The sequence below is a fragment of the Burkholderia sp. SR8 genome (assembly GCF_052851275.1).
The window spans coordinates 278,486-299,217 of the sequence record NZ_JAULUC010000006.1 but is presented as its reverse complement, the minus strand read 5'-3'; the positions used below and the strand labels follow the sequence as shown (position 1 = coordinate 299,217).

Below are 20,732 nucleotides of genomic sequence, written 5' to 3'. Positions count from 1 at the left end.
GCACGGGGCCGCACCGCGCGGCCGCGCCCGGCTCCGGTCCGGGCACGGCCACGTCGGTCCGTCAGAACTGGTAGTTGACCGACATGTCGAACACGCCGTTCGTCGACTGCTGCGTGATCGGGCTGCGCCGCGCGCGGCCGACGAGCTGTTCGATCGCGCCGTCCATCGTCACGAACCAGTGCTTGTTGACGAACCAGACCATCGTCACGCCGGCGCCGAACGACTTCATCCCGGCACTCGCCGAATAGGCCGGCAGCCCCGAACGCGCGGATGCGCCCGGATTCACGCCGAACCAGCCGTTCATGTAGTGCGAGTCGGCGAACGATACCGTCGGCCCGGCGAACCAGAAGAAATGTTCGTTACTGCCCGGCATCGGCATGTACGCGGAGAAATCGCCGACCCAGCCGTTCGAGCCGCCGATGCTGCGCCGCACGTCGGCGCGCAGCACGAGCGGGAAATCCTTCGAGATCACGTAATCGGCCGCGAGCTTCATCACCGGCGCCGCATTGATGTTGTCGAGGCCGTTCAGGTGATCGAGATCGTCGGCCGAGCGGCGTCCGAGGTCATAGCCGACCGACAGGCTCACGCGCCAGTTCGGCCCGCGCAGCACGTTCGCGCCGAGCCCCTCGCCGGTCGACAGGAAGAACAGGTCGCGATAGCGGACGTCCAGGTTCGGGCCGCCCATCACGCGATAGCGGTCGGAGCCCGCGTAGCGCGGCTGCAGCGTCATCGCGGCGCCGACACTCACCTGCCACGTGGGCACGGTCGGGTCGAACAGCTTCTGCAGCGGGACGCCCGCCGAATACTGCCATTCGCCGAGCGGCGAAGGCGTCTGGGCCGACGCATCGCGGGCGTCGGCGGCCGCGAGCGCGGCGAAGGCCGACAGGCTCGCGACGAAACGGCGTGCGCCGGGTGACAGCAACGGGCGAGCAACGGTCATCAAGATGGTCTCCGTCGGTTGCGCTACACACACCTGAAGGAAAGCGCGTCGCGTCTGTTCGGCTGCAGCGGCAGACAGTCGCCGGCGCGAAGGTAGCGTGCGCTGAATAAGTGAACATCCTACGCGACGCGCGTGAAGCCGCAAAGCGCCCGTCGAGCACGGGCACTTTGCCGGTTTCCGGCACGCGCCGGTGGAAAATTGCGGAATCAGAAACGCTCGACGTGATAGTCGCCGGCGAGCGCGGCGGGGCTGCGCGTCGACATCATCCGCGAGAACCCGTCGGCGAGCCGGCCGAGCGCGAGCTGCTTCTGGCTCGCGTCCCAGTGCGTATAGGTGTCGTATGCGGAGTCGTCGAACGACACGGTGACGGCGACCGGCCGGCCGCTGGCACGAAACCCGATATGCAGCACGCCGCCCGGCAGCTCCTCGATGTGGTAGCGCAGCGAACGCGACTCGAAATAGCGGCCCAGCACCTGAGCGATCGCGCGCTTGTCCGGAGATTGCACGTGAATGTCCATGATGGTCCTCCTTTCAGTGATCGCGCGGCCGGCCGCGGTTGACTGCGCCCTCCCGGCATCCGCATCGGCGGCGGGTGCGACGGCGGGTCCCCGTGCGGCGGGCCCAACGGCACGGGCGGATCGACCGGATCGTCGTGTTCGGGCAGCGTCGGGTCGGGATCGACGTCGGGCGTCGGTTCGGGACGGTGCAGCATGGATGGCGTGTTCATGTCGCTCCTGCGCGGCGGCTCGCGCGTGTCGATTGGCGCGGCGACCGCACGCAACCGGCGTGCCCGGTCGTGCGCGACGGCAGGCGATCATGCGCCGTAAGCCGCCATCACGAGCCACATCGTCCGCCCTTCGGCCGCGAGCTGGACCGCGAGCGCGAACGGATCGGACGGCGTGCAGCGCGCGACCAGCGCCCGCTGCGCGCTTGCGGGCCCCGCGTAGACGGTATGGTTCAGCGCGCGCACTTCGTCCTTGCCATCGAACAGGCGGCGCTCGGGCCGATAGACCCGCGATTCGCGCTTCCATCTGTCGAAGCGCTCGCGCACCTGACTGAAATCGCCGCCGCACACGTTCGCGTCGTAACGTATCCTTTCCATGGGTTCATTCATCGCGATGTCCTCTCGTCCACGCCGACGGCTGGCTCGCCATGTGCCGGCCAGCCCGGCCGCTCGACGGCTGCAAGCGTCATGCCGCCGGCACCCGTGGGTACGGCGCTTGCGCCCTCGCAACCTGTAAGGAGGTTCGATCATGACCGCTCACGCCACCGGCCGCCGCGACGCCGTGTTACCGGCCGCCGGACCCGGCCTGTCCGCCGCATCGCGCAAACCGTCCGACGACAAGACGGAAGAGCGCATCGACGAAGGGCTCGAGGAAACGTTCCCGGCCAGCGATCCGCCCGCCGTCGGCGGTGCGACGCGTATCGACCCCGCCAAGCCGTCCGGCGAACGCGACCGTCGCGCGCCCGACGCCCCACCACCGCCCCGCGATCACGGCTGACGGCGGCACCCGGCTCCGGACGCGCGGCAGCACGGCGCCGGGCCGGCCCAACCGGAGTGATCTGATGAAACGCATGGAACGAGCCTGGAACGAAGTCAGCGGCGCCGCCGGCGTTGCGGCACTCGCCGCGATCGAGAGCGCGCTGGTATTCGCGATCGTCGTGATGACGGGCGTCGGCCACTGAGCGACGCTTGGGCCGCGCCACGGCGGCCGCCGTGGAAGATGTACAACCCGGCTGGCAAATTTCTCCGTGGCCCGGCCGCGCAGGCGCAACGCGCGCCGATCGCACGCGGCACGCGTCCTGCTCCCGGATCGTCTCGCTCACGAAGGAGGCGTTCATGTATCGCGTCAACGAGATCATGTCGCGCGACGTAGTGTGCGTCGCGCCCACGGACACGATTCGCCATGCGGCCGCATTGATGCAGCGCTTCGACATCGGCGTGCTGCCGGTCTGCGACGGCAACGCGCTCGTCGCGATCGTCACGGATCGCGACCTCGCGGTGCGCGCGCTGGCGCACGGGCACTCGCCCGACACGCCGGTGAAGGACGTCGCGTCCGCACCCGTCCAGTGGTGCGTCGAAGACGACGGCGTCGGCGACGTCCAGCAGCGCATGGCCGACGTGCAGTTGCACCGGATGCCCGTGCTCGACGCACAGCACCGGATCGTCGGGATCGTATCGCTGGGCGACATCGCGACACGCGCAGGCGGCCCGGCACGCGACGAGCTCGCGAATACGCTCGAGGACGTATCGCTGCCGCGGCGCCGATGACGGGCCGCCCGCTCACTACACGCGTTATTACGCGCGTTCCCACCCGCGCCGCGCGCGCATCATGCGCCGCGCCGCTTCGACCAGGAGGCAAGCGATGACAACGGATACACCGTCGCGTATCGCCGGCGACACGGGTCGCTCGTCCGGCGGACCGGGGCCGGACGTGATGGCCGCCGGCACGCTCGAAGGCGATCGCGTGCTGACGATCGACGGCGACGACATCGGCAAGGTCACGAACATCATGCTCGACGTGCGCGCCGGCCGGATCGCCTACGCGGTCGTGTCGTCGGGCGGCTTTCTCGGGCTCGGCGACAAGCTGCTCGCGGTGCCGTGGCATCTGCTGACGCTCGACGTCGAGCGCCGCTGCTTCGTGCTGCCAGTCCCGACCGAGCGCGTGCGCGAGGCGCCGGGCTTCGACAAGGACCGCTGGCCGACGATGGCCGATCCCGCGTGGGCCGAAGCGCTGCACGCGTACTACGGCGCATCGCCGTACTGGCTGATCGAGGAAGGCGAAACGGCGCTCGACTCGCCGCCGTACGAAGCGTCGCCGGGCGGGCCCGAGAGCGACACACGGCGGCACTGACGCGCGGGCACGCCGCGCGGCGCTCAATGGGCGGCGGCGACCGCCCTCTCGAGTTCGCGCGCGGCACCGAGGTGCGCCTTCAGCGTCGGCAGCGCGGCGGCCGCGAACGCGCGCAGCTGCGCATCTTGGCCGTCGCGCGCTTCGGCTTCGTACAGCTTGATCGCCGCCTCGTGCGCCGTCGGCCCTGCGATCGCGACATACCCGGTGTCGAAGGCGCGGCCGGTCTTGGCGCGCAGCGCCGTCACCGCCGGATCGACGAGCATCTTCGCCTGCACCGGCACGCCCTTGCGCGCGCCGAGCTTCTGCAACTCCGTGGTCATGCGGTCGTGATCGTCGAGCATCTTGCGCGCGAAGGTCTTCACGTGCGGATTCGACGAGCGGTCGAGCGCCAGCTGGCTCGCCTGCAGTTCCGTCTTGCCGATGATGCCGGCCTTGTCGACGAACTCGGCATCGATCCCGGTCGGCCGCCGCGTCATGTCCGCTTCGTCGGCCGTCTCGCCGGGACGAATCACGCCCGGCGCGACGTGCACCGACGATGCCGGCGGCGCCGGCGCATCGCCGGGCGCGCCGAACGCCGCCGCGAACATGCCCGATACCAGCATGCACGCGGTGCCGGCGAGCACCACCGAGCGGCGCGCGTTCCGGGCGGCCCTCGTCGACCGGACCTCGTTCTCCGCGAGCCGTTCGGGGCCGGCCGCGCGCTTCGAGGTGCGTGTCATGCCGGACGATGCGCGGACGTGAAGAAATCCGTCCACGCGCCCTTGCTCCACGCCCCCTCGACGCGCTCGATCGACAATGCCCCGGCCGCCAGCAGCGTGCGCTCCGCGAACGTCGCGGTGCGGCGCGTCACGTGCGCGGCCAGCACGACGCCGTTCTCGCACTCCTTCAGCGCGCCATGGCCTTCCGGCGCGTCGCCGCGCATCTTGCCGAGCGCGCCGCACAACGCGCCGACGTAGCCGCCGACCAGCGGCACGCCGATCCACGCGAGCGACGAATGGAGCCCGACCAGATACAGCAGCGCGGCACCGACCAGCCCGACGATCGCGCCGATGGCCACGCCTTCGAGCGCGCCGATGCCGCCGGGGCGCGCCGCCGAATCCGCGTACACGTCGCCGCCGAGCCAGAACAGCGCATGCTGGCCGGGCGGATTGAGAAAGAAGACCTTCACGTCGTCCCGATGCATGGCGTGGCCGCGCAATTGCGCGGCACAACGCTCCGCCTGCTCGAGCGTCGAGAAACGGCCCGCGATGATGGTGTCCATGTCGAACCCTCCTGCACGGTGTCGCGCAGGGCCGCAAGGCGCGCGATGCCCAACCGGCCCGACGCTTGCCCGCGCATCACGTTACTTCCGGCGGATCTGCAGCCTGTCGCGCACGCCGCGCACGCCGTCGATGTCGTGCACGACGCGAACCGCGGTCGCATGCTGCCGCTCGTCGGGCACGCTGCCCGTGAGCTCGGCCACGCGGCCGTGGACCTGCACGTCGATGTCGCCGGAAGCCAGCCCGCGCTCGGCGACGAGCGCCGCCCGGATCCGGGACGCGAGGGTCGCATCGCGCAACTGGCCGCCGACGGCCGACGCCTGGCTCGCGAGCTTCGTCCGCACGCTTTCGTCAGCCGATGCGATGCGCGGCGTCGCGATCCATGCACACGACATCAACAGTATGCTCGCGATCGACACGACCGGCGGCATGCGCGCGATGCGCGCCCGGCGGCCGCCGATGCCGTCGCGCTGCGTATTGTCCGATCCTTTCATCGTGCCTCCTGGGGTTGACGGATTCTGCGGTGCTTCAACGGCGGCGGCTGTCGCCGGCCGCCGCGTCGACCGGCGACACGTCCGCGATCACGCCGGCGAGCGTCGGCATGTCGACCGGCTTGCACAGATACGCATCGAAGCCGGCGGCCATCGCGCGGCCGCGGTCGGTCGAGCTCGCATGCGCAGTCACCGCGATGACGGGCAGATGCCCGCCGGCGTCCGGCAAATGGCGGATGTGGTCGACCAGCCAGAAACCGTCGCCGTCCGGCATCGCGAGATCGGACAGCACGACACTCGGGTGCTGCTGCGCGATCGCGCCGAGTGCATCGCGCCCCGACCGCGCGGTGGATACCTGCGCGCCGAGCGTTTCGAGTGCCGCCGCGAGGCTGGCGAGCGAAGTCGCGTCGTCGTCGACCAGCAGCACGCGCTGGCCGTCGAGCGCGACGGCGGTCGACGCGCCGCGGGGCCGCAGCGGATGGCCTGTCGGATCGTCGCTGCCCCAGTCCACCGGCAGCGTGACCGTCACGGTCGTGCCGCGTCCGGTGCCGCCGCTGGTGGCCGCGACCTCCCCGCCGTGCAGCCGTGCGATGTTGCGCACGATCGACAGGCCGAGCCCGAGTCCGCGTTTCGGCGATGCGGACGCGCCTTCCGGCCGATTGAACGTGTCGAACAGATGCGGCAGGCGTTCCGCGGAAATGCCCTGCCCCGTATCGGCGACGGACAGCCGCACGCGCGCACCGGCGCGCGTCAGCGACACCTTGATGCGTCCGCCTTTCGGCGTGAACTTGATTGCGTTCGACAGCAGGTTCGACAGCACCTGGCGCATGCGCTCGCCGTCCGCGGAGATCACGCAGGTGGGCATCGCACACTCGGTCGCCAACTCGAGGCCGTTCGCCTCCGCACTGCCGGCGAGTTCCCGCACGGCCTCGCGCACGATGCGCACGAGGTCGACCGGCGCACGTTCGAGCCGCATCCGGCCGGTCGCGAGCGACGATGCGTCGAGCAGATCGCCGACCATCCGCGACAACGACCGGGCACTGCGGTCGATCGCGTCGACCGCCTGTTGCGCGAAACCCGGCCCGTCGACGCTGCGCAGCACTTCGACCCAGCCGTAGATCACGTTCAGCGGCGTGCGCAGTTCGTGCGACACGGTGGCCAGCAACTCGTCCTTCATCCGGTTCGACGCGTCGGCCTGCACCTGCGCGTCGCGTGCGCCGCGCAGCGAACGCAGGTCGCGCCGCTCGTCGTTGCGGCGTTCGCGCGCCTCGCGCAGCGTGATCGACATGCCGGTGCAGTTGCCCTGCGCATCGACGATCGGCGATGCCGCGAAGGTCGCGCGAAAGCGGGTGCCGTCGCGGCGTACGCACAGAATGTCCAGCGGGCTGGTTGCCGCATGCGCGCGCGCGAATGAAGTCGGAACCGGATGCAGCCGCAGCCAGCGCGGCGCGATCAGCGTCGTGACGTCGCGTCCGATCACCGACGCGGTGTCGATCCCGAAGATGCGCCGCGCAGCGGGGTTCCAGCTGGTGATCCTGCGCGCCGCATCGACGCCGACGATCGCGTCGGGCGATGCGTCGACCACGCGCCGCAGCAGCACGTCGTCGAGCGCGCGAGCAGCAGGCGCCGGCTCGCGTCGTGGCACGCGCGTGTCGCGTTCGGTTTTCTCGTCGGCGTCGTCGCCGCCGTGCAGCCGGTCGTTCGCGAGCAGCGGTTTGACGGCCGCCACGAGCACGCACTCGACGAAGCCGATCGCGACGAACGTGCCGGCGTGCGCCAGCCAGTCAGGCAGCGGCGCGCCTCGCCACCACAACGCGCTGATCACGGCGACGCTCGCGGCCGTCGCGGCCAGCCCGCCGGCGAACGATGTCAGCCACGCGGCGGCCGCGACTGCGGCGTAGAAAGGCAGCGGTGCAAACGGTGCATGCACGCCGACGACATGAATGGCCCACACCTGCAGCGCGGATGCCAGCGCGACGGCCAGCACGACCCATGCGCCCTGCCGGAACAGCTCACGGGTAAAGGTCCTCATCGTTTCCCTGCATCGCGCCGGCGGCCGTGGCTTGACGGCCTGAGCCTCGGCGGTCGGCATGCCGCGAAGCGTGCCGGGCGAGGGTCTGCGGGCACGCAACCCGCGTGCCCGCCGCGCTGCGCCGGCCGACGTCGCTCGGCCGCACGATCGGCGGGAAACGGCGGACATCATGCGGCCCTTCGCGCGCCGCGCATACGGGCGGTAAAGATTGCTGGTGCGTATCGCCTTTTTATCGGACGGATGTAAAAAGGCACCGGCAGGTCGCGGCCGCTGACCCGAACCGGCATGATGGCGGCGCGATCGACGGCCGCTAGCAGCGTGGCCGCGGGCATTGGAAATTTCTATTTTTGCGGCACCTTCCATGCGGTTCCGCTGTCGATGATAAATATTGCAACGAAGGGAATGCGCGATGCCGATTTTCAAAACGGCCCGCTGAAACCTATGGCTGAATCCGCAAACCGTCCGAAGCAACGCGCCGACGCGCGCCGGCTGTCCGGCCGCTCCGCGGCGATGCGCACGCTGCTCACCCGTATCGAAAAAATCGCGCCGACCCGCGCGAGCGTGATGATTGCCGGCGAAAGCGGGGTCGGCAAGGATATCGTCGCGCGCCGGTTGCACGATCTCAGCGCCCGCTGCAACGGGCCGTTCGTCCCGGTCAACTGCGGCGCGATTCCGGCCGACATCGCCGAAGCGCAGTTGTTCGGTCACGAGAAAGGCAGCTTCACCGGCGCAATCGCGCAGCGCGAGGGATTCTTCGAAGCTGCGTGCGGCGGCACGCTGCTGCTCGACGAGATCGCCGAAATGCCCGCGTCGCTGCAGGTGAAGCTGTTGCGGGCGCTCGAATCGAACACGATCGTGCGGGTCGGCGGCACCGAGTCGATTCCGCTGGATGTGCGCATCCTGTCCGCGACCCGCCACAATCCGGCCGAAGCCGTGCGCGACGGGCGGCTGCGCGGGGACCTGTTCTACCGTCTCGCCGCCTTCGCGCTGTACGTGCCGCCGCTGCGCCAGCGCAGCGGCGACGTCGAGGCGATCGCGCACGAGTTCGTCGCCGCGCTCAACGCGCGGCACCGTTCGCACAAGCGGCTGACCGATGCAGCGATCGCCGCGCTGCGCGCGTATTCATGGCCGGGCAACGTGCGCGAGCTGCACAACACGATCGAGCGCGCCTACATCCTCGCGGACGACGGCATCGACGTCGCGCTGCCGAAGCCGACGATGCTGCCCGACCACACGTCCGACGATGCGATGGCGCTGCCGCTGGGCGCGACGCTGCGCCACGCGCAGCAGCGCTTCATCGCGGCGACGCTCGAGCACTTCGACGGCAACAAGCCGCAAGCCGCGAAAGCGCTCGGCATCAGCCTGAAGACGCTCTACAACCGGCTCGCGCTGATGCGCGACCACGACAGCCGCGCGTGAGCGTCGCCACACGCATGGCTGCGTGTGCGGGATCCGGTGCAGGTCATGCGACCTTGAACTGCCCGACCGTCGTCGCGAGCGCGTTCGCCTGCGTCTGCAACGCGGTCGCCGCCGCGGTCGACTGTTCGACGAGCGCCGCGTTCTGCTGCACCATTTCGTCGAGCTGCGTGACCGCGCGATTCACCTCCTGAATGCCGCGCGTCTGCTCGTTCGCTGCGTGCGTGATCTCGGAGATGATCGTCGTCACGTTGGCGACGTTCGCGACGATCTCGCGCATCGTGTCGCCGGCCTGGCGCACCTGCCCCGACCCCGCCGACACGCTCGCGACCGTCGACTCGACCAGCACCTTGACCTCACGGGCGGCCTGCGCGCTGCGCTGCGCGAGACTGCGAACTTCCTGCGCGACCACCGCGAAACCGCGGCCCTGCTCGCCCGCGCGCGCGGCTTCCACGGCCGCGTTCAACGCGAGGATGTTGGTCTGGAACGCGATCCCGTCGATTACGCCGATGATGTCGCCGATCCGGCCCGACGCCTCCTCGATCTTCTCCATCGTCGACACCACGTCCGACACGACCACGCCGCCGTGCGACGCGATCCGCGATGCGGCGGCCGCGCGTTCGTCGGCCTGGCCCGCGGCCGCGGCCGACTGGCCGACCGTCGCGGTGATCTCCTCCATCGACGCGGCCGTTTCCTCGAGGCTCGCGGCCGCCGACTCGGTGCGCGACGACAGATCCTGGTTGCCCGCGGCGATTTCGTTTGCGGCCGTGCGCACCGATTCGCTCGCGTCGCGGATCTGCCGCATCACGTCGTTCAGCTTGTCGACGAAGCTGTTGAACGAGCGCGCGATGTCGGCCACTTCGTCGCTGCCTTCGGCCGGCAGGCGCTGCGTCAGGTCGCCCGTGCCCGAGCCGATCGACGCCATCGCCTGTCGCACCTGCGACAGACGGCGGAACGCGGTCGTGGTGATCGCGCCGACGATCAGCGATGCGATGCCGACGATCACCACCAGCGTAATCAGCGACGCGGTCAGCAGCGAGCGCATCCCGGCCGTCGCTTCGGATTTGTCGAGCAGCACGAGCGCGTACCAGTCGGTGCCCGGCACGGCCTGCGCACGCACCAGCTTCGCGTCGCCGCCGACGTGCACTTCGACCGGCGCGGTGGCCGCGGCCAGCGACGCGGCGCTCATCCCGCCGAGGTCGGCCGATACGTCGGCGACCGGCTTCAGCGTGAGCTTCGCGTCCGGATGCGCGACGACGTGCCCGTTGCTGTCGATCAACATCCCGAAGCTCGCGGGCGTCGGGTGGATCGTCTTCACGTTCGCGATCACGCTGTCCATCGCGACGTCGGCCGCGACCACGCCCTTCAGCCCGCCGTCGCGCAGGATCGGCACCGCGAACGTGACGACCAGGTTGCCGGTGCCTGCATCGACGTACGGCGGCGTGACGACCGGCTTGCCGGCCTGCGCGGCCTGCTTGTACCACGGGCGGCCGGTCGGGTCGTAATCGGGCGGAATGCCGGTCGGGTCGGAGAAATGGAACGCCTTGTCCGCGTAGCCGGCGTACACGTTCGTGAAGCCGCCGGCCGCGGCCATCTGCTTGAACACCGGCAGCGGATCGGGCGACAGCGCGGCGTCCTGCAGCGACGCGATCATCCGGCTCTTGGTCGCGACCCAGTCGCCGATGCCGACCACGTGGCCGCTCGCGACGGATGTCAGGTTGCGGTCGATCGCATCGTCGTTGTACGCGTGCGCGATGAAGTAATTGATCAGCGTGGTGGCGACGAGCGCGAATACGACGATGGCGACGCACGCGGCAAGAATGCGGGTGCGGATGGACGAGAACATGGCGACAGCTCGGTAAGGGGGCGCGAACGCGCGGTGGACGGATTCACCGGGTAAACGGCATTCGCGCCGCCGACTTGAGGCCGTCGTGACAATTCGATGAAAGTATGAAGAAAGCGTGCGCCGGCCGTAAGCAGGTTGTCAGCGCGCTGGAAGATGGCGGCCGCGCGTCACAGGCGCTGCCGCGTGCCGGCGTCCTGCTCGTCGTCGTGCTGCATCCCGGCCGACGTATCGCGCTCGAGTTCGTCCTGTCTGCGCATCCGTTCGCGCAGGTGCCGGATCGCGAACACATGGATGTAGTCGTGCACGCGTGCATCGGACGACAGTGCACGCACTTCGTCGTCGAGCATCGTGCGCAGCTGGTCGTCGCCGATCGCGCGCTGTTCGGCGACGGCCTTCAGAGATTCAAGCAAACTGTCCTGTGACATCGACGGGCTCCTGACGGTCGAGGAACGAAAGGAAAACTGACGCTACGAAAGATTAGGACGTGGATGACCGCCCGGCGTTCGATGCGCCGGCGCGTGTTTGCGCACGATCAACGGCACGTTGCGTGCCGCCGCGCCCATCCGTCGCCGGACCGGCACGCGCGCAGGATTCGCGGCGCACACGGCCGCGAACGACTGGAAGGATTGCCGCGCCACCCCGAGGCGCGGCACCGCTGCTCGCGCTGACGATGCAACGTCGCGCGACGCCGGTGCAGTGGGGAAACTTAGACCCGTCGAAATCCTGAGTCAAGCATGCGTGCCGGCCCCCATTCGTCAGTTCAATGCAGCGGATCGCGCTGCGTTGCATGGCGCGTCGGCTCTCGCGAACCTGCGGCAGCCGATCGTCGGTTCCGCGTGTCAGCGGATTCCGATAGCCGCCACGCGATGCCTGACAACGACTTCGGCGTGCACCGATTGGCAGCGCCATTTTCCCGGCGGATACTGATGTCATGAACGATGCGTTCATACCCGGTCATCGCTCAGCCGGCCGTCGAGCCGGCGCGCGGGGTCCGGCGCAGGAGACCAGTCATGGCACATCGCAACTTCCCGGCCCGGGACGGACAGCGGCGCACACGCGCATGGTCCGCTTCCGGGAAGCCGGCCGCTATTCACCCGTCCGAGGATCTCGACGCGTTGCTCGCGCTCGCGCGTGAATCGGGCCTGCTCGTCACGCTCGACGGGCAGATCGGCCGCGAGAAATACCAGAGCGTCGTGGGCTCGGTCCTCGCGCTGCAGCGGTTCGCCGCCGCACTGTGCGCGCGTGCCGGCGCCGACGCGCCGGTCATGTCGACGCCGCGCCGCAAGACGCGCCCCGGCTGGCCGCGACTGCGCGATCGTACGGGCGGGCGCGCACGCCTGCGCGGCGTACGTCGGCGCGCCCGCGTGTGCCGCTTCGCCCGCCGCCACGATGTCCACGCACTGCGCGCTGCATAGCAGCGCGGCATGCGGCTGACGCGGCAAGGGGCCGCGTCATGCTGCGCCGCCAATCCGGCACCGACGTCTGCGCGCTGCGCGCGACTGCACCGCGGGTGCCGTCATTCACACCGAGCGACAAACGCGCGATCGCGCGCCGCGACGCGCCGTTTCGCACGGCGACATCGATACAGGAACCACCCGCGAGGAACGCGGTTTGCACGGGGTCAGGAAAGCGGACGGGGTGACATGCACCCCGTCCGTCGTCCAAGGCAGCCGTGGGCTGCCTACCCTCGTGCCGGAGAGTTCGTTGACCGGTGCACGCGCGACGCGATGCGCGGCGTCGGAAGACGGGCGAATCGCCACGGCGCCGACTCGTCGCGATGCATGCAGACGACAGCGGGTCCGCGCACACCGGCGCGTTGCGCCACTGTCTCACGCGATGCGCTTAACGTTTCTGATGCAGGTCAACCAAGGTTCGCTTCGCGTCGCCCGCCGCGTTGGGCGCTTCACGCGGCACCGCGCACGAGCAGCACCGGCACCTGGGCGAGATGCGCGACCCGGCGTGCGACGCTGCCGATCAGCCAGGCGGCGATGCCGCGGCGGCCGTGCGTGCCGACTACGAGCAGTTCCGCGTGCCAGTGCACGGCCTCGCGCATCAGCGCATGGGCGACGTCGTCGCTGGTCGGACGGGTTTCGACGATACCGCGCTTGCTCGGGTTTCCGGTCGCATGGAACAGCGGGCCGATGCGCGCGAGCGCGTCCTCGCCCTCCGCGCGATACGCATCCTCGAGCGCGCGCACCGGCACGATATCCGTCAGGCGAACCGCGCGATCGACGACGTACGCGCCGTACAGCAGCGTCATCGGCGCCGCGAAGCCGAGCCCGACGCGCACCGCGTGCAGCGACGGCTCGCTGCCGTCGACCGCGAACATCATGCGCTGCAGCGGCCCGTCCGACGGGCGCGCATAACCTGCGGGCACGATCAGCAGCGCGCACTGCGCGCGCGCGGCCAGCGTGTCGGACATCGCGCCTTCGACGAGCCGCAGCAGACCGTGGTGCGGATTGGCGCCGACCACCAGCACGTCGGCATGCCATGCGGACGTATCGTTCGCGAGCGCGCTGGCCACCGTGCCGCCCGTGACCGATGTGTCGACGACCACCTGCTCGACCTCCGCGCCGCTGCCGGCGAACAGCTCCGCAGCACGCGCGAGCGTCGCCTGCGCTTCTCGTGTCATATCGTCGCGCGCCGAGCTCAGCAGCGCGTCGATGCGCGGGATGTCGGGCAGCACGAGGCGCGGGTTGTCGATCGCGCAGACGATGCGCACCTGCATGCCGGGACGCAACAGCGTGCGCGTGTAGCGGATCGCGGACAGCGACTCCGGCGTCAGGTCGACGGCCAGCGCGATTCGCGCGAGCGCAGGAATGGTCGGTGTGGGTTGCATGGCGAAGGCCTCCTGGCGGACGCGTCGTCGCGGACGACGACCGGAGCTTCGCGAGGTGCGGCCGTGACGGCCGGACGGCCGGCGCGGGCGCAGGAATCGGCGGATGGCCACGCGAAGCGCGGACAAGCGATTCAGACAGCATATGACGTCCTGCCCGCGCGTGCATGATCGCGATCAAACGCGGAGATGCTGCGCGCGCGTGTTGGGCGCGAGCGTTGTGGCGCGGTGGCCGTTGGCTGGCCGGATCACGGCCGGGCGATGCGGATGCGTGCGCGGAGTTCCGCGCACGATCTATTTCGACAACGTCGCCCGCACCGTATATTCGCCGCCCAGCGCCGCATGTTCGGGCCGCACGAAATACCGCGACGAATCCAGATCGGCCGGCATCGGCTCGACCGGATAACCGTGCTTCTCCCACGCATCGAGGCCGCCCTTCAGCGCCTTGATGTTGTGCAGCATCTTCTTGCGCTGCATCTTCGCGATGAGCCGCTTCGCGGTCGCTTCGTTCGGGCACACGCAATACACGACGATCGGCCGCTTCAGCAACTCGGGATCGAGCAGATCCGGCGAATCGAGATCGACCGGCACCGCACCGGCGATCCGGTATGGCTCGCGCTCACGGACCGCGCGCGGCCGCGCATCGAAGATCAGCGGCGGCTCGCTCGACGTCATCATCTCGACGAGCTGCGGCGGCGAGATGCGCACCTGTGCGAGGTAGCGGCGGAACTGCACGCGGCGCACCCAGCGGTAAAGCAGGAACGTGATGAAGATCGCGAGGAACGCGTCGAGGATCGTGCCGCCGCTCGCGCGCACCCACAGCACGAACTGGACGATCTGGTCGTGCACGGCCGCGCCGCCGACCAGCCAGAACGCGGCCCACAACGACGCGCCGGCCAGATCCCAGAACAGGAACACGCCGACGCCGATCGCGGTCGTGCCGAGCAGCGGCGCCGACACGAGCCCGAGACCCGGCAGGAATTTGGACAGGACGAGCAGCGGCGCGCCGTATCTTTCGAATACGTTACGCGCGAAGCGCAGCGTGGTGTCGAGCGACAGCGAGAAGCGCACGAGCCCGTTCAGCAGACGGCGGCCGCGCGTGCGGCCCATGAAGAACCACAGCGAATCGGCGAGCATCGTCGCTCCGATGGCCGCCGCAAACATGCTCGCCCAGGACGCCTGCCCCATCGCCGCCATCGTACCGCCGAGGATCAGCATCGGCACGGCCGGCACCGGCACGCCGAGCTGCGTGATCAGTACGCTCGCGAACACGGCCCACGGGCCGAGCGACGAGGGAATCGCAATGGGAAAGTGCCACACGGCGGCGCTCCTGGAAGACATGCGGACCGTGCGACGGGGGCGCCGCCGATACGGCTGGCAGCGATCGCCGCGGCACCTCCGCGCCGACCCTGCACCACGCTGCATTCTAAACGGGTTTGGCCGGGGCCGCGCGCAACGGTTGGCGCGGCGCGCTTACGCGTCGCCGCGCCGCGCGAGACCGGCGACGTATTCGGCGTACTCGGGGAACGCGGCAGCCAGCGCCGTCGCGTCCGCCAGTTCGAACTCGGCGAATTCGAAGCCCGGCGCGACCGTGCAACCGACGAGCGCGACGTGATCCGGCGACGCGCACCGTGCGCCGAACCAGCGTCCGGCCGGCACGACCGCCTGGAATACGGTGCCCGGATGCGTGAGCGGGTTACCGAGCCGATGGATCGTCAGGCCGTCGTGTTCGTCGAGCACCCACACTTCGAGCGGATCGCCCGCGTAGAAATGCCAGACCTCGTCGGAACGGATCCGGTGCCACGACGAATACGCGCCATCGCACAACAGGTAGTAGATCGCGGTCGACGCCGCGCGCGCCGCACCGTCGGCAGGACGCACGACCGAATCGGTTGCGCGGTACGTTTCCCGGAAATAGCCGCCTTCGGGATGCGGCTGCAGGTCGAACTGGCGAATCAGGTCGGCAGCGGAGATCGGCATGGCGAATGACGTCGGTAAAGTGGGAACCCGGGCACGCGGCGTATGGCCGTGCCGATCGAGGACGCGATCGGCGGCCGTCGCGTGCCGCTGCGTCGATCGCCGCGGCCATGCACGCGGCGACGGATCGCGTGCAACGCAGCGCGCGACGATGAAGCGGACACGCGCCGATGCTGCCAGAAGTGCGGGCCACGATGCAACCGGCCGCATCCGATCATGCGTGCGCGATACCTCGCATGTGCTGCACGCGGGTCGCTACGCGCGACGCGCCGCCACGCAGGTCACATCGACACGCGGCCGGCGTGCTGCGCACTGCAGCCCTCTGCACGCCCGCCAGCGAGCGTCAGCGCGCCTTTGCCGCCGCGACCGGCTCGTCGTGCCGCACCAGCAGCACGGGCCGGTCGGCCGCGCGCAGCAGCGATTCCGCGACACTGCCGAGCAGCAGCCGGCGCAGCCCGTGGCGCCCGCTCGTTCCCATCACGATCAGATCGGCATCCGCCTCGGCCGCGGTGCGCATCAGCACCGCTGCGACGTCCTCGCCATACGCGTCGAGCGCGCGCACGGTGCCCGGCACGTGCTGCTGCTCGAGCACAGCTTTCGCGTCGTCGAGCACGGGCGTCGCCGCGTCGACGGCCGCGACGTCGCCGGCGCGTTCGGCCGCAAAACCCGCGTCGACATCGACGAGCTGCGGCCTGTGTTCGACGACATACGCGCACGTGACCTCGCCGCCGGACGCCGCCGCGATCCGGATCGCCTCGTTCAGCGCGAGACGCGCGCTCGGGCTGCCGTCGAGCCCGACGAAAATCCGCTTGTACATGGTCTGCCCTCCGACCGGGTGCCCATCGCGCACCGGCGCGACGGCGCACCCGCCACTGCGGGCCGGCCCGATGCCGGCTCGCCTGCCGAACAGTCTGCCCCACGTGCCGACGCGCGGGTTGACGCGCATCACAACCGCTGCCGGAACGCCCGCTGCTCCGCCCGGCCAACGTCTTTTTAGCTGACCCTATTACAAAAAATGTGTAAAACGCGCACAATTTCGTCTTGAAAACAGACATCGCACGCGGCCGGTGCGAGTTTTTCCCGGTTTTGCCGCGCCGCCCGAGTGCCCCGGGCGGCCCCGATACCAGAATGGCCATCGAATGACCGCTAGTGGAACCCCGCCGCGCGACGCCCGAGGGCCCACGCGCTTCCAGACCATGTTACGCCAGCCGCTCGCGGCCGGCGTCGTTGCGCTGTTCGCCGGTGCCGCGGTGTCGCTCGGCGTCGCGCTGCTGGTGCGCGAACAATGGCAAGGCGCCGTCCAGACGCGCTTCGAGCGCCGCACGACGCACGTGACGGCGATGCTGCGCCACGAACTGCAGGCCGGCGTCGCCGTCCTCGAAGGGGCGCGCGGCGCGTTCGCGCTCGCACCGCAGATGACGCCCGAACAATGGCGCCGCTATGCGGACACGCTCGACCTCGACAGCGGCCGCTCGCCCGTCCGTCAGATCGGCTATGCGCCGCTGTCGCCGGCAGTGCGCGCCGCGCTCGTCGGCAACGCGCCGCTGCCGGCCGGTCCGCTCGCAGTGGCGGCACTCGGCGCGCCCGCGTCCGGCTCGGCCAGCGTGCGCTTCGGCGCGCAGGACCGCGCCCCGCTCGCGCGGACGCTGCGAACCGGCGATGTCGCGCTCGGCATCCATCCGACCGACAACGATACGTCGCGCGACACGCGCATTCTCACGCTGTTCCTGCCGGCGACCGCGGCGTCGCGCGCGGCCTTCACGCCGGCAGGCGGCCGTGAATCCGCAGTCGACGGCGTGCTGTTCGCGGAACTCAGTCCGAGCCGCGTGGTCGAGCGCGCGCTCGATGCGGAACGCGGGCTCGACCTGCGGCTGAGCGCCGGCGATGATCCGCATCCGATCGCGAGCGCGGAGACGACGACCGACGAGGCGTCCGCGTCGCCGGACCTGCTGCGGCGCACCGACCAGCTGAATTTCGGCGGCACCGTGCTGACGCTCGCCTATTCCGCGGACGGCCGGCCGAGCGCGACCGGCGCGCAGCGCGCGGCCGGCACGGTGCTCGCCGCGGGCCTGATCGCGTCGTTCGCGTTCGCGGCGCTCGTCCATGCGCTGCTGCGCGGGCGCGCGGGCGGCGCAGACGGCGCCAGCAGCCGCGGCATCCTGAACGAAGCGCGGATGATGGGCATCATCCGTTCGTCGATGGAAGCGATCATCACGATCGACGAAAAGCAGACGGTCGTGATCTTCAACCCGATGGCCGAACAGGTGTTCGGCGTGTCGGCGATGGAGGCGATCGGTGCACCGCTTTCGCGTTTCATCCCCGAGCGGTTTCGTGCCGCGCATGCGAAGCACGTCGACCAGTTCGGCGTGACGGGCGTGTCCGAGCGGCAGATGGGCCGCCAGCGCGTGCTGTTCGGGCTGCGCGGCAACGGCGAGGAATTTCCGATCGAGGCGTCGATCTCGCAGATCCGCGACGCGTCCGGCAAGCTCTATACGGTGATGCTGCGCGACATCACCGAGCGGCAGCGCGCGGAGAATGCGCTGAAGCAGTCGCGCGAGGAGCTGCGCGAGCTGTCGGCGAACCTGCAGAACGTGCGCGAGGAAGAAAAGACGCGGATCGCGCGCGAACTGCACGACGATCTCGGCCAGCAGCTCACCGCGCTGAAGATGGACCTGTCGGTGATCGAGCAGCAACTGCGCGCGCCAGGCGATGCGCAACCGGACGACGGAATGCTGTCGCACCTGCAGGGCATGCGCCGGTTGATCGACGCGACGGTCGCGTCGGTGCGCCGCATCGCCGCCGACCTGCGCCCCGTGATGCTCGACGACCTGGGCCTCGTGCCCGCCATCGAGTGGCTCGCGAACGACTTCACGAACCGGTACGGCATCGACGTCGAGCGGCACATCGAAACGGGCGGCCTCACGTTCACGAGCGCGGGTGCGACCACGCTGTTCCGGATCGTCCAGGAAGCGCTGACGAACGTCGCGCGCCATGCGGATGCGACGCGCGTCGCATTGCGGCTCGACATCGAGGAAGGCTTCTGCGTGCTGCGCGTCGCGGACAACGGCCGCGGCGCGGCACCGGGCGGTACCGCCCACGAGGACAAATCGTTCGGCCTGATCGGCATTCGCGAACGCGCCCACATGCTGGGCGGCAGCGTGACGATCGACACGGCGCTCGCGCGCGGCTTCTCGATCACCGTCGCGTTCCCGCTCGCCACCGTTCAACAGGAAACCACCCTCACATGATCAAGGTGCTCATTGCCGACGACCATACGCTCGTGCGCGACGGTCTGCGGCACATTCTCCAGAACGCCACCGGGTTCGAGGTGGCCGGCGAAGCGTGCGACGGCCCGTCGACGATCGCGCTCGTCCGATCGACGCCCGCGCAGGTGCTGGTGCTCGACCTGTCGATGCCGGGCCGCAACGGCGTCGAGCTGATCAAGCAGATCAAGGACGAGAAACCCGCATTGCGCGTGCTCGTGCTGACGATGCACGCGGAACAGCAATACGCGGTGCGCGCGTTCCGCGCCGGTGCGTCGGGCTACCTGACGAAGGAAAGCGCGAGTGCCGAACTGGTCGGCGCGGTGACGAAGGTCGCGACGGGCGGCGTCTACGTGAGCCTCGCGATGGCCGAGCAGTTCGCGCAGAGCCTGAACGAGCCGGCCGAGACGCTGCCGCATCAGCGGTTGTCCGATCGCGAATTCGACGTGTTCCGCCGGATCGCCGCCGGACAGACGCTGACCGAGATCGCGCAGGCGCTGTGCGTGAGCGCGAAGACGGTCAGCACGTACAAGACCCGGATCCTGGAAAAGATGCAGATGCCGCACGAAGCGGCGCTGGTCCGCTACGCGCTGCGGCACAAGCTGCTCGACGAAACGGACGACGTGTAGGCTTCGGAACGACGGACCGGCTTCGTCGACACAGCCATCCGCGGCTGCCGCCGAACCGGCGCATCGTACCGGTCACGCGCGCGGCGGCCTGCCGCGCGCGCGCACGCCGGTTACGTCATTTGGCCGGAACCGGGCACGCGAGATCGCCTTCCTCGCACGACAGATAACCCCTCAGCGTTTCGTTGCGCGTCCTGGTCAGATCGTCGAGACAGGTCGACACGACCATCGGGTACACGCTGCCGCCTTCGGCGTTCGCGCTGGAGAAGTTGCACTCGGCATCGCGATAGGCGATCCATGCGCGCTGCGCATTCACGAGTTTCTCGGCGAGCGGCTTCGCGTCGCGTAAGCGCGCGGTGACGGCCTGGTACGTGCGGTTCAGCTCTGCGTCGGATTTCTTGTACGCACGATCGGCGCACGCGGTCAGCGTCGCCTGGTCCGTCGCGTTCGCACAATTCGCCTGCGCATGGGCAAGGTTCGCCGTCAGCGCGAGCGCGCACAGCAGGCCGGTCGAGACACGCATGGATGCTCCTGTTTGTTTTCGTTGAAGTCGTGGAACGTGGTGCCGGGCTTGCCGTCGCGCGGCGTCGCAGGCCTGCCGGCGCTACCCCATCCGCCGCGCCTGCGACGGCGCGGCGATGCCGACCGCGATGCTAGCGCACGCGCGGCGGATTGTCAGCCGGCGCGCTGCTCGCCGCAGATGCAAGAAAGCCCGCACTCGGCATACGAGTGCGGGCTTTGCGGTTCGGCACTGCGTGGCGGCCGACAGGCCGCGCGGTGAGCGCTTAGTGACCGAAATAGACCGACGAACGATCGGCCGCAGCCGGCACGACCACGCGCTGGCCCGACTGCGACGCGGCGACCGCGTTCGCGCCGTAGCCCGTTGCGTCGGCTTGCGCGCCGGTGTTCTGGGCCGCGGCAATCTTCGCCTGCGCGGCCTGGATGTTTTCCGGATAGTTCATCCAGTCGTTCGGGTTGTAGCCGGCCTTTTCGAGCTGGACCAGCTCGGCGCGCACTTGCGCGCGCGTCAGCGGTTGCTGGTTCGACTGCGCAAACGAGACGACCGGTGCGGCCACCAGAGCGGCCAGTGCAACTGCCTTGATCAGCGATTTCATGATGCTTACCTCCAGATTGTTTTGTCAGGCGCTTCCGACTCGGTGGTCGTTGCGCATGAGTGGAAGTCTAGGTGGC

At 69.7% G+C, this 20,732-nt stretch carries 22 protein-coding genes; 7 read left to right on the top strand and 15 right to left on the bottom strand.

Features of this window, described 5'->3' with window-relative positions:
* Positions 1 to 61 precede the first annotated feature (61 nt).
* The 3 genes from Q3A80_RS10430 to Q3A80_RS10420 all read right to left on the bottom strand — a co-directional run bounded on the left by Q3A80_RS10430 (position 62) and on the right by Q3A80_RS10420 (position 2,054).
* Positions 62 to 940 carry a MipA/OmpV family protein gene (locus Q3A80_RS10430; protein WP_446328963.1) on the bottom strand — a complete coding sequence of 293 codons (879 nt, stop codon included), beginning with the start codon at positions 938 to 940 and terminating at the stop codon, positions 62 to 64.
* A 206-nt stretch (positions 941 to 1,146) separates the two neighbouring features.
* On the bottom strand, positions 1,147 to 1,458 hold the full coding sequence (locus Q3A80_RS10425; protein WP_096498664.1) for a hypothetical protein: 312 nt from the start codon (positions 1,456 to 1,458) through the stop codon (positions 1,147 to 1,149).
* A 296-nt stretch (positions 1,459 to 1,754) separates the two neighbouring features.
* A complete protein-coding gene (locus tag Q3A80_RS10420) occupies positions 1,755 to 2,054 on the bottom strand; it encodes a hypothetical protein (protein WP_446328962.1) in 300 nt (99 codons plus the stop codon).
* 139 nt (positions 2,055 to 2,193) lie between these two features.
* Here Q3A80_RS10420 and Q3A80_RS10415 point away from each other — a divergent pair, with 139 nt between their 5' ends.
* The 3 genes from Q3A80_RS10415 to Q3A80_RS10405 all read left to right on the top strand — a co-directional run bounded on the left by Q3A80_RS10415 (position 2,194) and on the right by Q3A80_RS10405 (position 3,795).
* Entirely contained in the window at positions 2,194 to 2,442 is a 249-nt protein-coding gene (locus Q3A80_RS10415) for a hypothetical protein (protein WP_446328961.1), read from the top strand.
* Positions 2,443 to 2,780: 338 nt separating this feature from the next.
* The gene (locus tag Q3A80_RS10410) at positions 2,781 to 3,212 is read left to right on the top strand and encodes a CBS domain-containing protein (protein ID WP_446328960.1); all 432 of its coding nucleotides are present in this window, start codon (positions 2,781 to 2,783) and stop codon (positions 3,210 to 3,212) included.
* Between the two features lie 94 nt (positions 3,213 to 3,306).
* Positions 3,307 to 3,795: a PRC-barrel domain-containing protein gene (locus Q3A80_RS10405; RefSeq protein ID WP_446328959.1), complete on the top strand. Its 489-nt coding sequence runs from the start codon at positions 3,307 to 3,309 to the stop codon at positions 3,793 to 3,795.
* A gap of 23 nt (positions 3,796 to 3,818) precedes the next feature.
* Here the strand turns inward: Q3A80_RS10405 and Q3A80_RS10400 are convergent, their stop codons facing one another.
* The 4 genes from Q3A80_RS10400 to Q3A80_RS10385 form a co-directional block, all read right to left on the bottom strand.
* Positions 3,819 to 4,397 carry a DUF4142 domain-containing protein gene (locus Q3A80_RS10400; RefSeq protein WP_446329005.1) on the bottom strand — a complete coding sequence of 193 codons (579 nt, stop codon included), beginning with the start codon at positions 4,395 to 4,397 and terminating at the stop codon, positions 3,819 to 3,821.
* Positions 4,398 to 4,510: 113 nt separating this feature from the next.
* Positions 4,511 to 5,056 (bottom strand): hypothetical protein, encoded by a 546-nt coding sequence (locus tag Q3A80_RS10395; protein ID WP_446328958.1) that lies wholly within the window; start codon positions 5,054 to 5,056, stop codon positions 4,511 to 4,513.
* 81 nt (positions 5,057 to 5,137) lie between these two features.
* Positions 5,138 to 5,548 (bottom strand): BON domain-containing protein, encoded by a 411-nt coding sequence (locus Q3A80_RS10390; RefSeq protein ID WP_446328957.1) that lies wholly within the window; start codon positions 5,546 to 5,548, stop codon positions 5,138 to 5,140.
* Between the two features lie 34 nt (positions 5,549 to 5,582).
* Positions 5,583 to 7,577, bottom strand: a complete 1,995-nt coding sequence (locus tag Q3A80_RS10385) for a PAS domain-containing hybrid sensor histidine kinase/response regulator (protein WP_446328956.1) — start codon at positions 7,575 to 7,577, stop codon at positions 5,583 to 5,585.
* A 378-nt stretch (positions 7,578 to 7,955) separates the two neighbouring features.
* On the opposite strand from Q3A80_RS10385, the gene Q3A80_RS10380 reads away from it, so the two are divergent.
* Entirely contained in the window at positions 7,956 to 8,996 is a 1,041-nt protein-coding gene (locus Q3A80_RS10380; protein ID WP_446328955.1) for a sigma-54 interaction domain-containing protein, read from the top strand.
* Between the two features lie 43 nt (positions 8,997 to 9,039).
* On the opposite strand, the gene Q3A80_RS10375 is transcribed toward Q3A80_RS10380, so the two are convergent.
* Both Q3A80_RS10375 and Q3A80_RS10370 read right to left on the bottom strand, forming a co-directional pair.
* Positions 9,040 to 10,839 carry a methyl-accepting chemotaxis protein gene (locus tag Q3A80_RS10375; RefSeq protein ID WP_446328954.1) on the bottom strand — a complete coding sequence of 600 codons (1,800 nt, stop codon included), beginning with the start codon at positions 10,837 to 10,839 and terminating at the stop codon, positions 9,040 to 9,042.
* Between the two features lie 167 nt (positions 10,840 to 11,006).
* A complete protein-coding gene (locus Q3A80_RS10370) occupies positions 11,007 to 11,264 on the bottom strand; it encodes a DUF3562 domain-containing protein (RefSeq protein ID WP_446328953.1) in 258 nt (85 codons plus the stop codon).
* Between the two features lie 585 nt (positions 11,265 to 11,849).
* On the opposite strand from Q3A80_RS10370, the gene Q3A80_RS10365 reads away from it, so the two are divergent.
* Positions 11,850 to 12,254, top strand: coding sequence for a hypothetical protein (locus Q3A80_RS10365; protein WP_446328952.1), 405 nt, complete (start codon positions 11,850 to 11,852; stop codon positions 12,252 to 12,254).
* Between the two features lie 488 nt (positions 12,255 to 12,742).
* On the opposite strand, the gene Q3A80_RS10360 is transcribed toward Q3A80_RS10365, so the two are convergent.
* From Q3A80_RS10360 to Q3A80_RS10345, 4 genes are all read right to left on the bottom strand, one after another.
* Positions 12,743 to 13,678, bottom strand: a complete 936-nt coding sequence (locus Q3A80_RS10360) for a universal stress protein (RefSeq protein ID WP_446328951.1) — start codon at positions 13,676 to 13,678, stop codon at positions 12,743 to 12,745.
* Between the two features lie 291 nt (positions 13,679 to 13,969).
* Complete coding sequence (locus Q3A80_RS10355) at positions 13,970 to 14,995, bottom strand: DedA family protein/thiosulfate sulfurtransferase GlpE (RefSeq protein ID WP_446328950.1); 1,026 nt, start codon at positions 14,993 to 14,995, stop codon at positions 13,970 to 13,972.
* Between the two features lie 153 nt (positions 14,996 to 15,148).
* Positions 15,149 to 15,655, bottom strand: coding sequence for a cupin domain-containing protein (locus Q3A80_RS10350; protein ID WP_446328949.1), 507 nt, complete (start codon positions 15,653 to 15,655; stop codon positions 15,149 to 15,151).
* A gap of 340 nt (positions 15,656 to 15,995) precedes the next feature.
* Entirely contained in the window at positions 15,996 to 16,469 is a 474-nt protein-coding gene (locus tag Q3A80_RS10345; protein WP_446328948.1) for a universal stress protein, read from the bottom strand.
* A gap of 322 nt (positions 16,470 to 16,791) precedes the next feature.
* Between Q3A80_RS10345 and Q3A80_RS10340 the strand changes: the two genes are divergently transcribed.
* Both Q3A80_RS10340 and Q3A80_RS10335 read left to right on the top strand, forming a co-directional pair.
* Positions 16,792 to 18,900 carry a PAS domain S-box protein gene (locus Q3A80_RS10340; RefSeq protein WP_446328947.1) on the top strand — a complete coding sequence of 703 codons (2,109 nt, stop codon included), beginning with the start codon at positions 16,792 to 16,794 and terminating at the stop codon, positions 18,898 to 18,900.
* A complete protein-coding gene (locus tag Q3A80_RS10335; protein WP_151064603.1) occupies positions 18,897 to 19,544 on the top strand; it encodes a response regulator in 648 nt (215 codons plus the stop codon). Before Q3A80_RS10340 ends, Q3A80_RS10335 begins: the two co-directional genes overlap by 4 nt.
* Before the next feature lie 115 nt (positions 19,545 to 19,659).
* Here the strand turns inward: Q3A80_RS10335 and Q3A80_RS10330 are convergent, their stop codons facing one another.
* Entirely contained in the window at positions 19,660 to 20,064 is a 405-nt protein-coding gene (locus Q3A80_RS10330; protein ID WP_446328946.1) for a lysozyme inhibitor LprI family protein, read from the bottom strand.
* 262 nt (positions 20,065 to 20,326) lie between these two features.
* Positions 20,327 to 20,656, bottom strand: coding sequence for a DUF4148 domain-containing protein (locus Q3A80_RS10325; RefSeq protein ID WP_446328945.1), 330 nt, complete (start codon positions 20,654 to 20,656; stop codon positions 20,327 to 20,329).
* Positions 20,657 to 20,732 lie beyond the last annotated feature (76 nt).

Bases quoted from the DNA above. Each gene is read 5' to 3' on its own strand.
- Q3A80_RS10370 (WP_446328953.1), bottom strand. From the start codon at position 11,264: ATGTCACAGGACAGTTTGCTTGAATCTCTGAAGGCCGTCGCCGAACAG.
- Q3A80_RS10420 (WP_446328962.1), bottom strand. From the start codon at position 2,054: ATGAATGAACCCATGGAAAGGATACGTTACGACGCGAACGTGTGCGGC.
- Q3A80_RS10330 (WP_446328946.1), bottom strand. From the start codon at position 20,064: ATGCGTGTCTCGACCGGCCTGCTGTGCGCGCTCGCGCTGACGGCGAAC.
- Q3A80_RS10405 (WP_446328959.1), top strand. From the start codon at position 3,307: ATGACAACGGATACACCGTCGCGTATCGCCGGCGACACGGGTCGCTCG.
- Q3A80_RS10410 (WP_446328960.1), top strand. From the start codon at position 2,781: ATGTATCGCGTCAACGAGATCATGTCGCGCGACGTAGTGTGCGTCGCG.
- Q3A80_RS10375 (WP_446328954.1), bottom strand. From the start codon at position 10,839: ATGTTCTCGTCCATCCGCACCCGCATTCTTGCCGCGTGCGTCGCCATC.
- Q3A80_RS10395 (WP_446328958.1), bottom strand. From the start codon at position 5,056: ATGGACACCATCATCGCGGGCCGTTTCTCGACGCTCGAGCAGGCGGAG.
- Q3A80_RS10385 (WP_446328956.1), bottom strand. From the start codon at position 7,577: ATGAGGACCTTTACCCGTGAGCTGTTCCGGCAGGGCGCATGGGTCGTG.
- Q3A80_RS10380 (WP_446328955.1), top strand. From the start codon at position 7,956: ATGATAAATATTGCAACGAAGGGAATGCGCGATGCCGATTTTCAAAAC.
- Q3A80_RS10430 (WP_446328963.1), bottom strand. From the start codon at position 940: ATGACCGTTGCTCGCCCGTTGCTGTCACCCGGCGCACGCCGTTTCGTC.
- Q3A80_RS10335 (WP_151064603.1), top strand. From the start codon at position 18,897: ATGATCAAGGTGCTCATTGCCGACGACCATACGCTCGTGCGCGACGGT.
- Q3A80_RS10415 (WP_446328961.1), top strand. From the start codon at position 2,194: ATGACCGCTCACGCCACCGGCCGCCGCGACGCCGTGTTACCGGCCGCC.
- Q3A80_RS10390 (WP_446328957.1), bottom strand. From the start codon at position 5,548: ATGAAAGGATCGGACAATACGCAGCGCGACGGCATCGGCGGCCGCCGG.
- Q3A80_RS10345 (WP_446328948.1), bottom strand. From the start codon at position 16,469: ATGTACAAGCGGATTTTCGTCGGGCTCGACGGCAGCCCGAGCGCGCGT.
- Q3A80_RS10360 (WP_446328951.1), bottom strand. From the start codon at position 13,678: ATGCAACCCACACCGACCATTCCTGCGCTCGCGCGAATCGCGCTGGCC.
- Q3A80_RS10325 (WP_446328945.1), bottom strand. From the start codon at position 20,656: ATGAAATCGCTGATCAAGGCAGTTGCACTGGCCGCTCTGGTGGCCGCA.
- Q3A80_RS10340 (WP_446328947.1), top strand. From the start codon at position 16,792: ATGACCGCTAGTGGAACCCCGCCGCGCGACGCCCGAGGGCCCACGCGC.
- Q3A80_RS10400 (WP_446329005.1), bottom strand. From the start codon at position 4,397: ATGCTGGTATCGGGCATGTTCGCGGCGGCGTTCGGCGCGCCCGGCGAT.
- Q3A80_RS10365 (WP_446328952.1), top strand. From the start codon at position 11,850: ATGGCACATCGCAACTTCCCGGCCCGGGACGGACAGCGGCGCACACGC.
- Q3A80_RS10425 (WP_096498664.1), bottom strand. From the start codon at position 1,458: ATGGACATTCACGTGCAATCTCCGGACAAGCGCGCGATCGCTCAGGTG.
- Q3A80_RS10350 (WP_446328949.1), bottom strand. From the start codon at position 15,655: ATGCCGATCTCCGCTGCCGACCTGATTCGCCAGTTCGACCTGCAGCCG.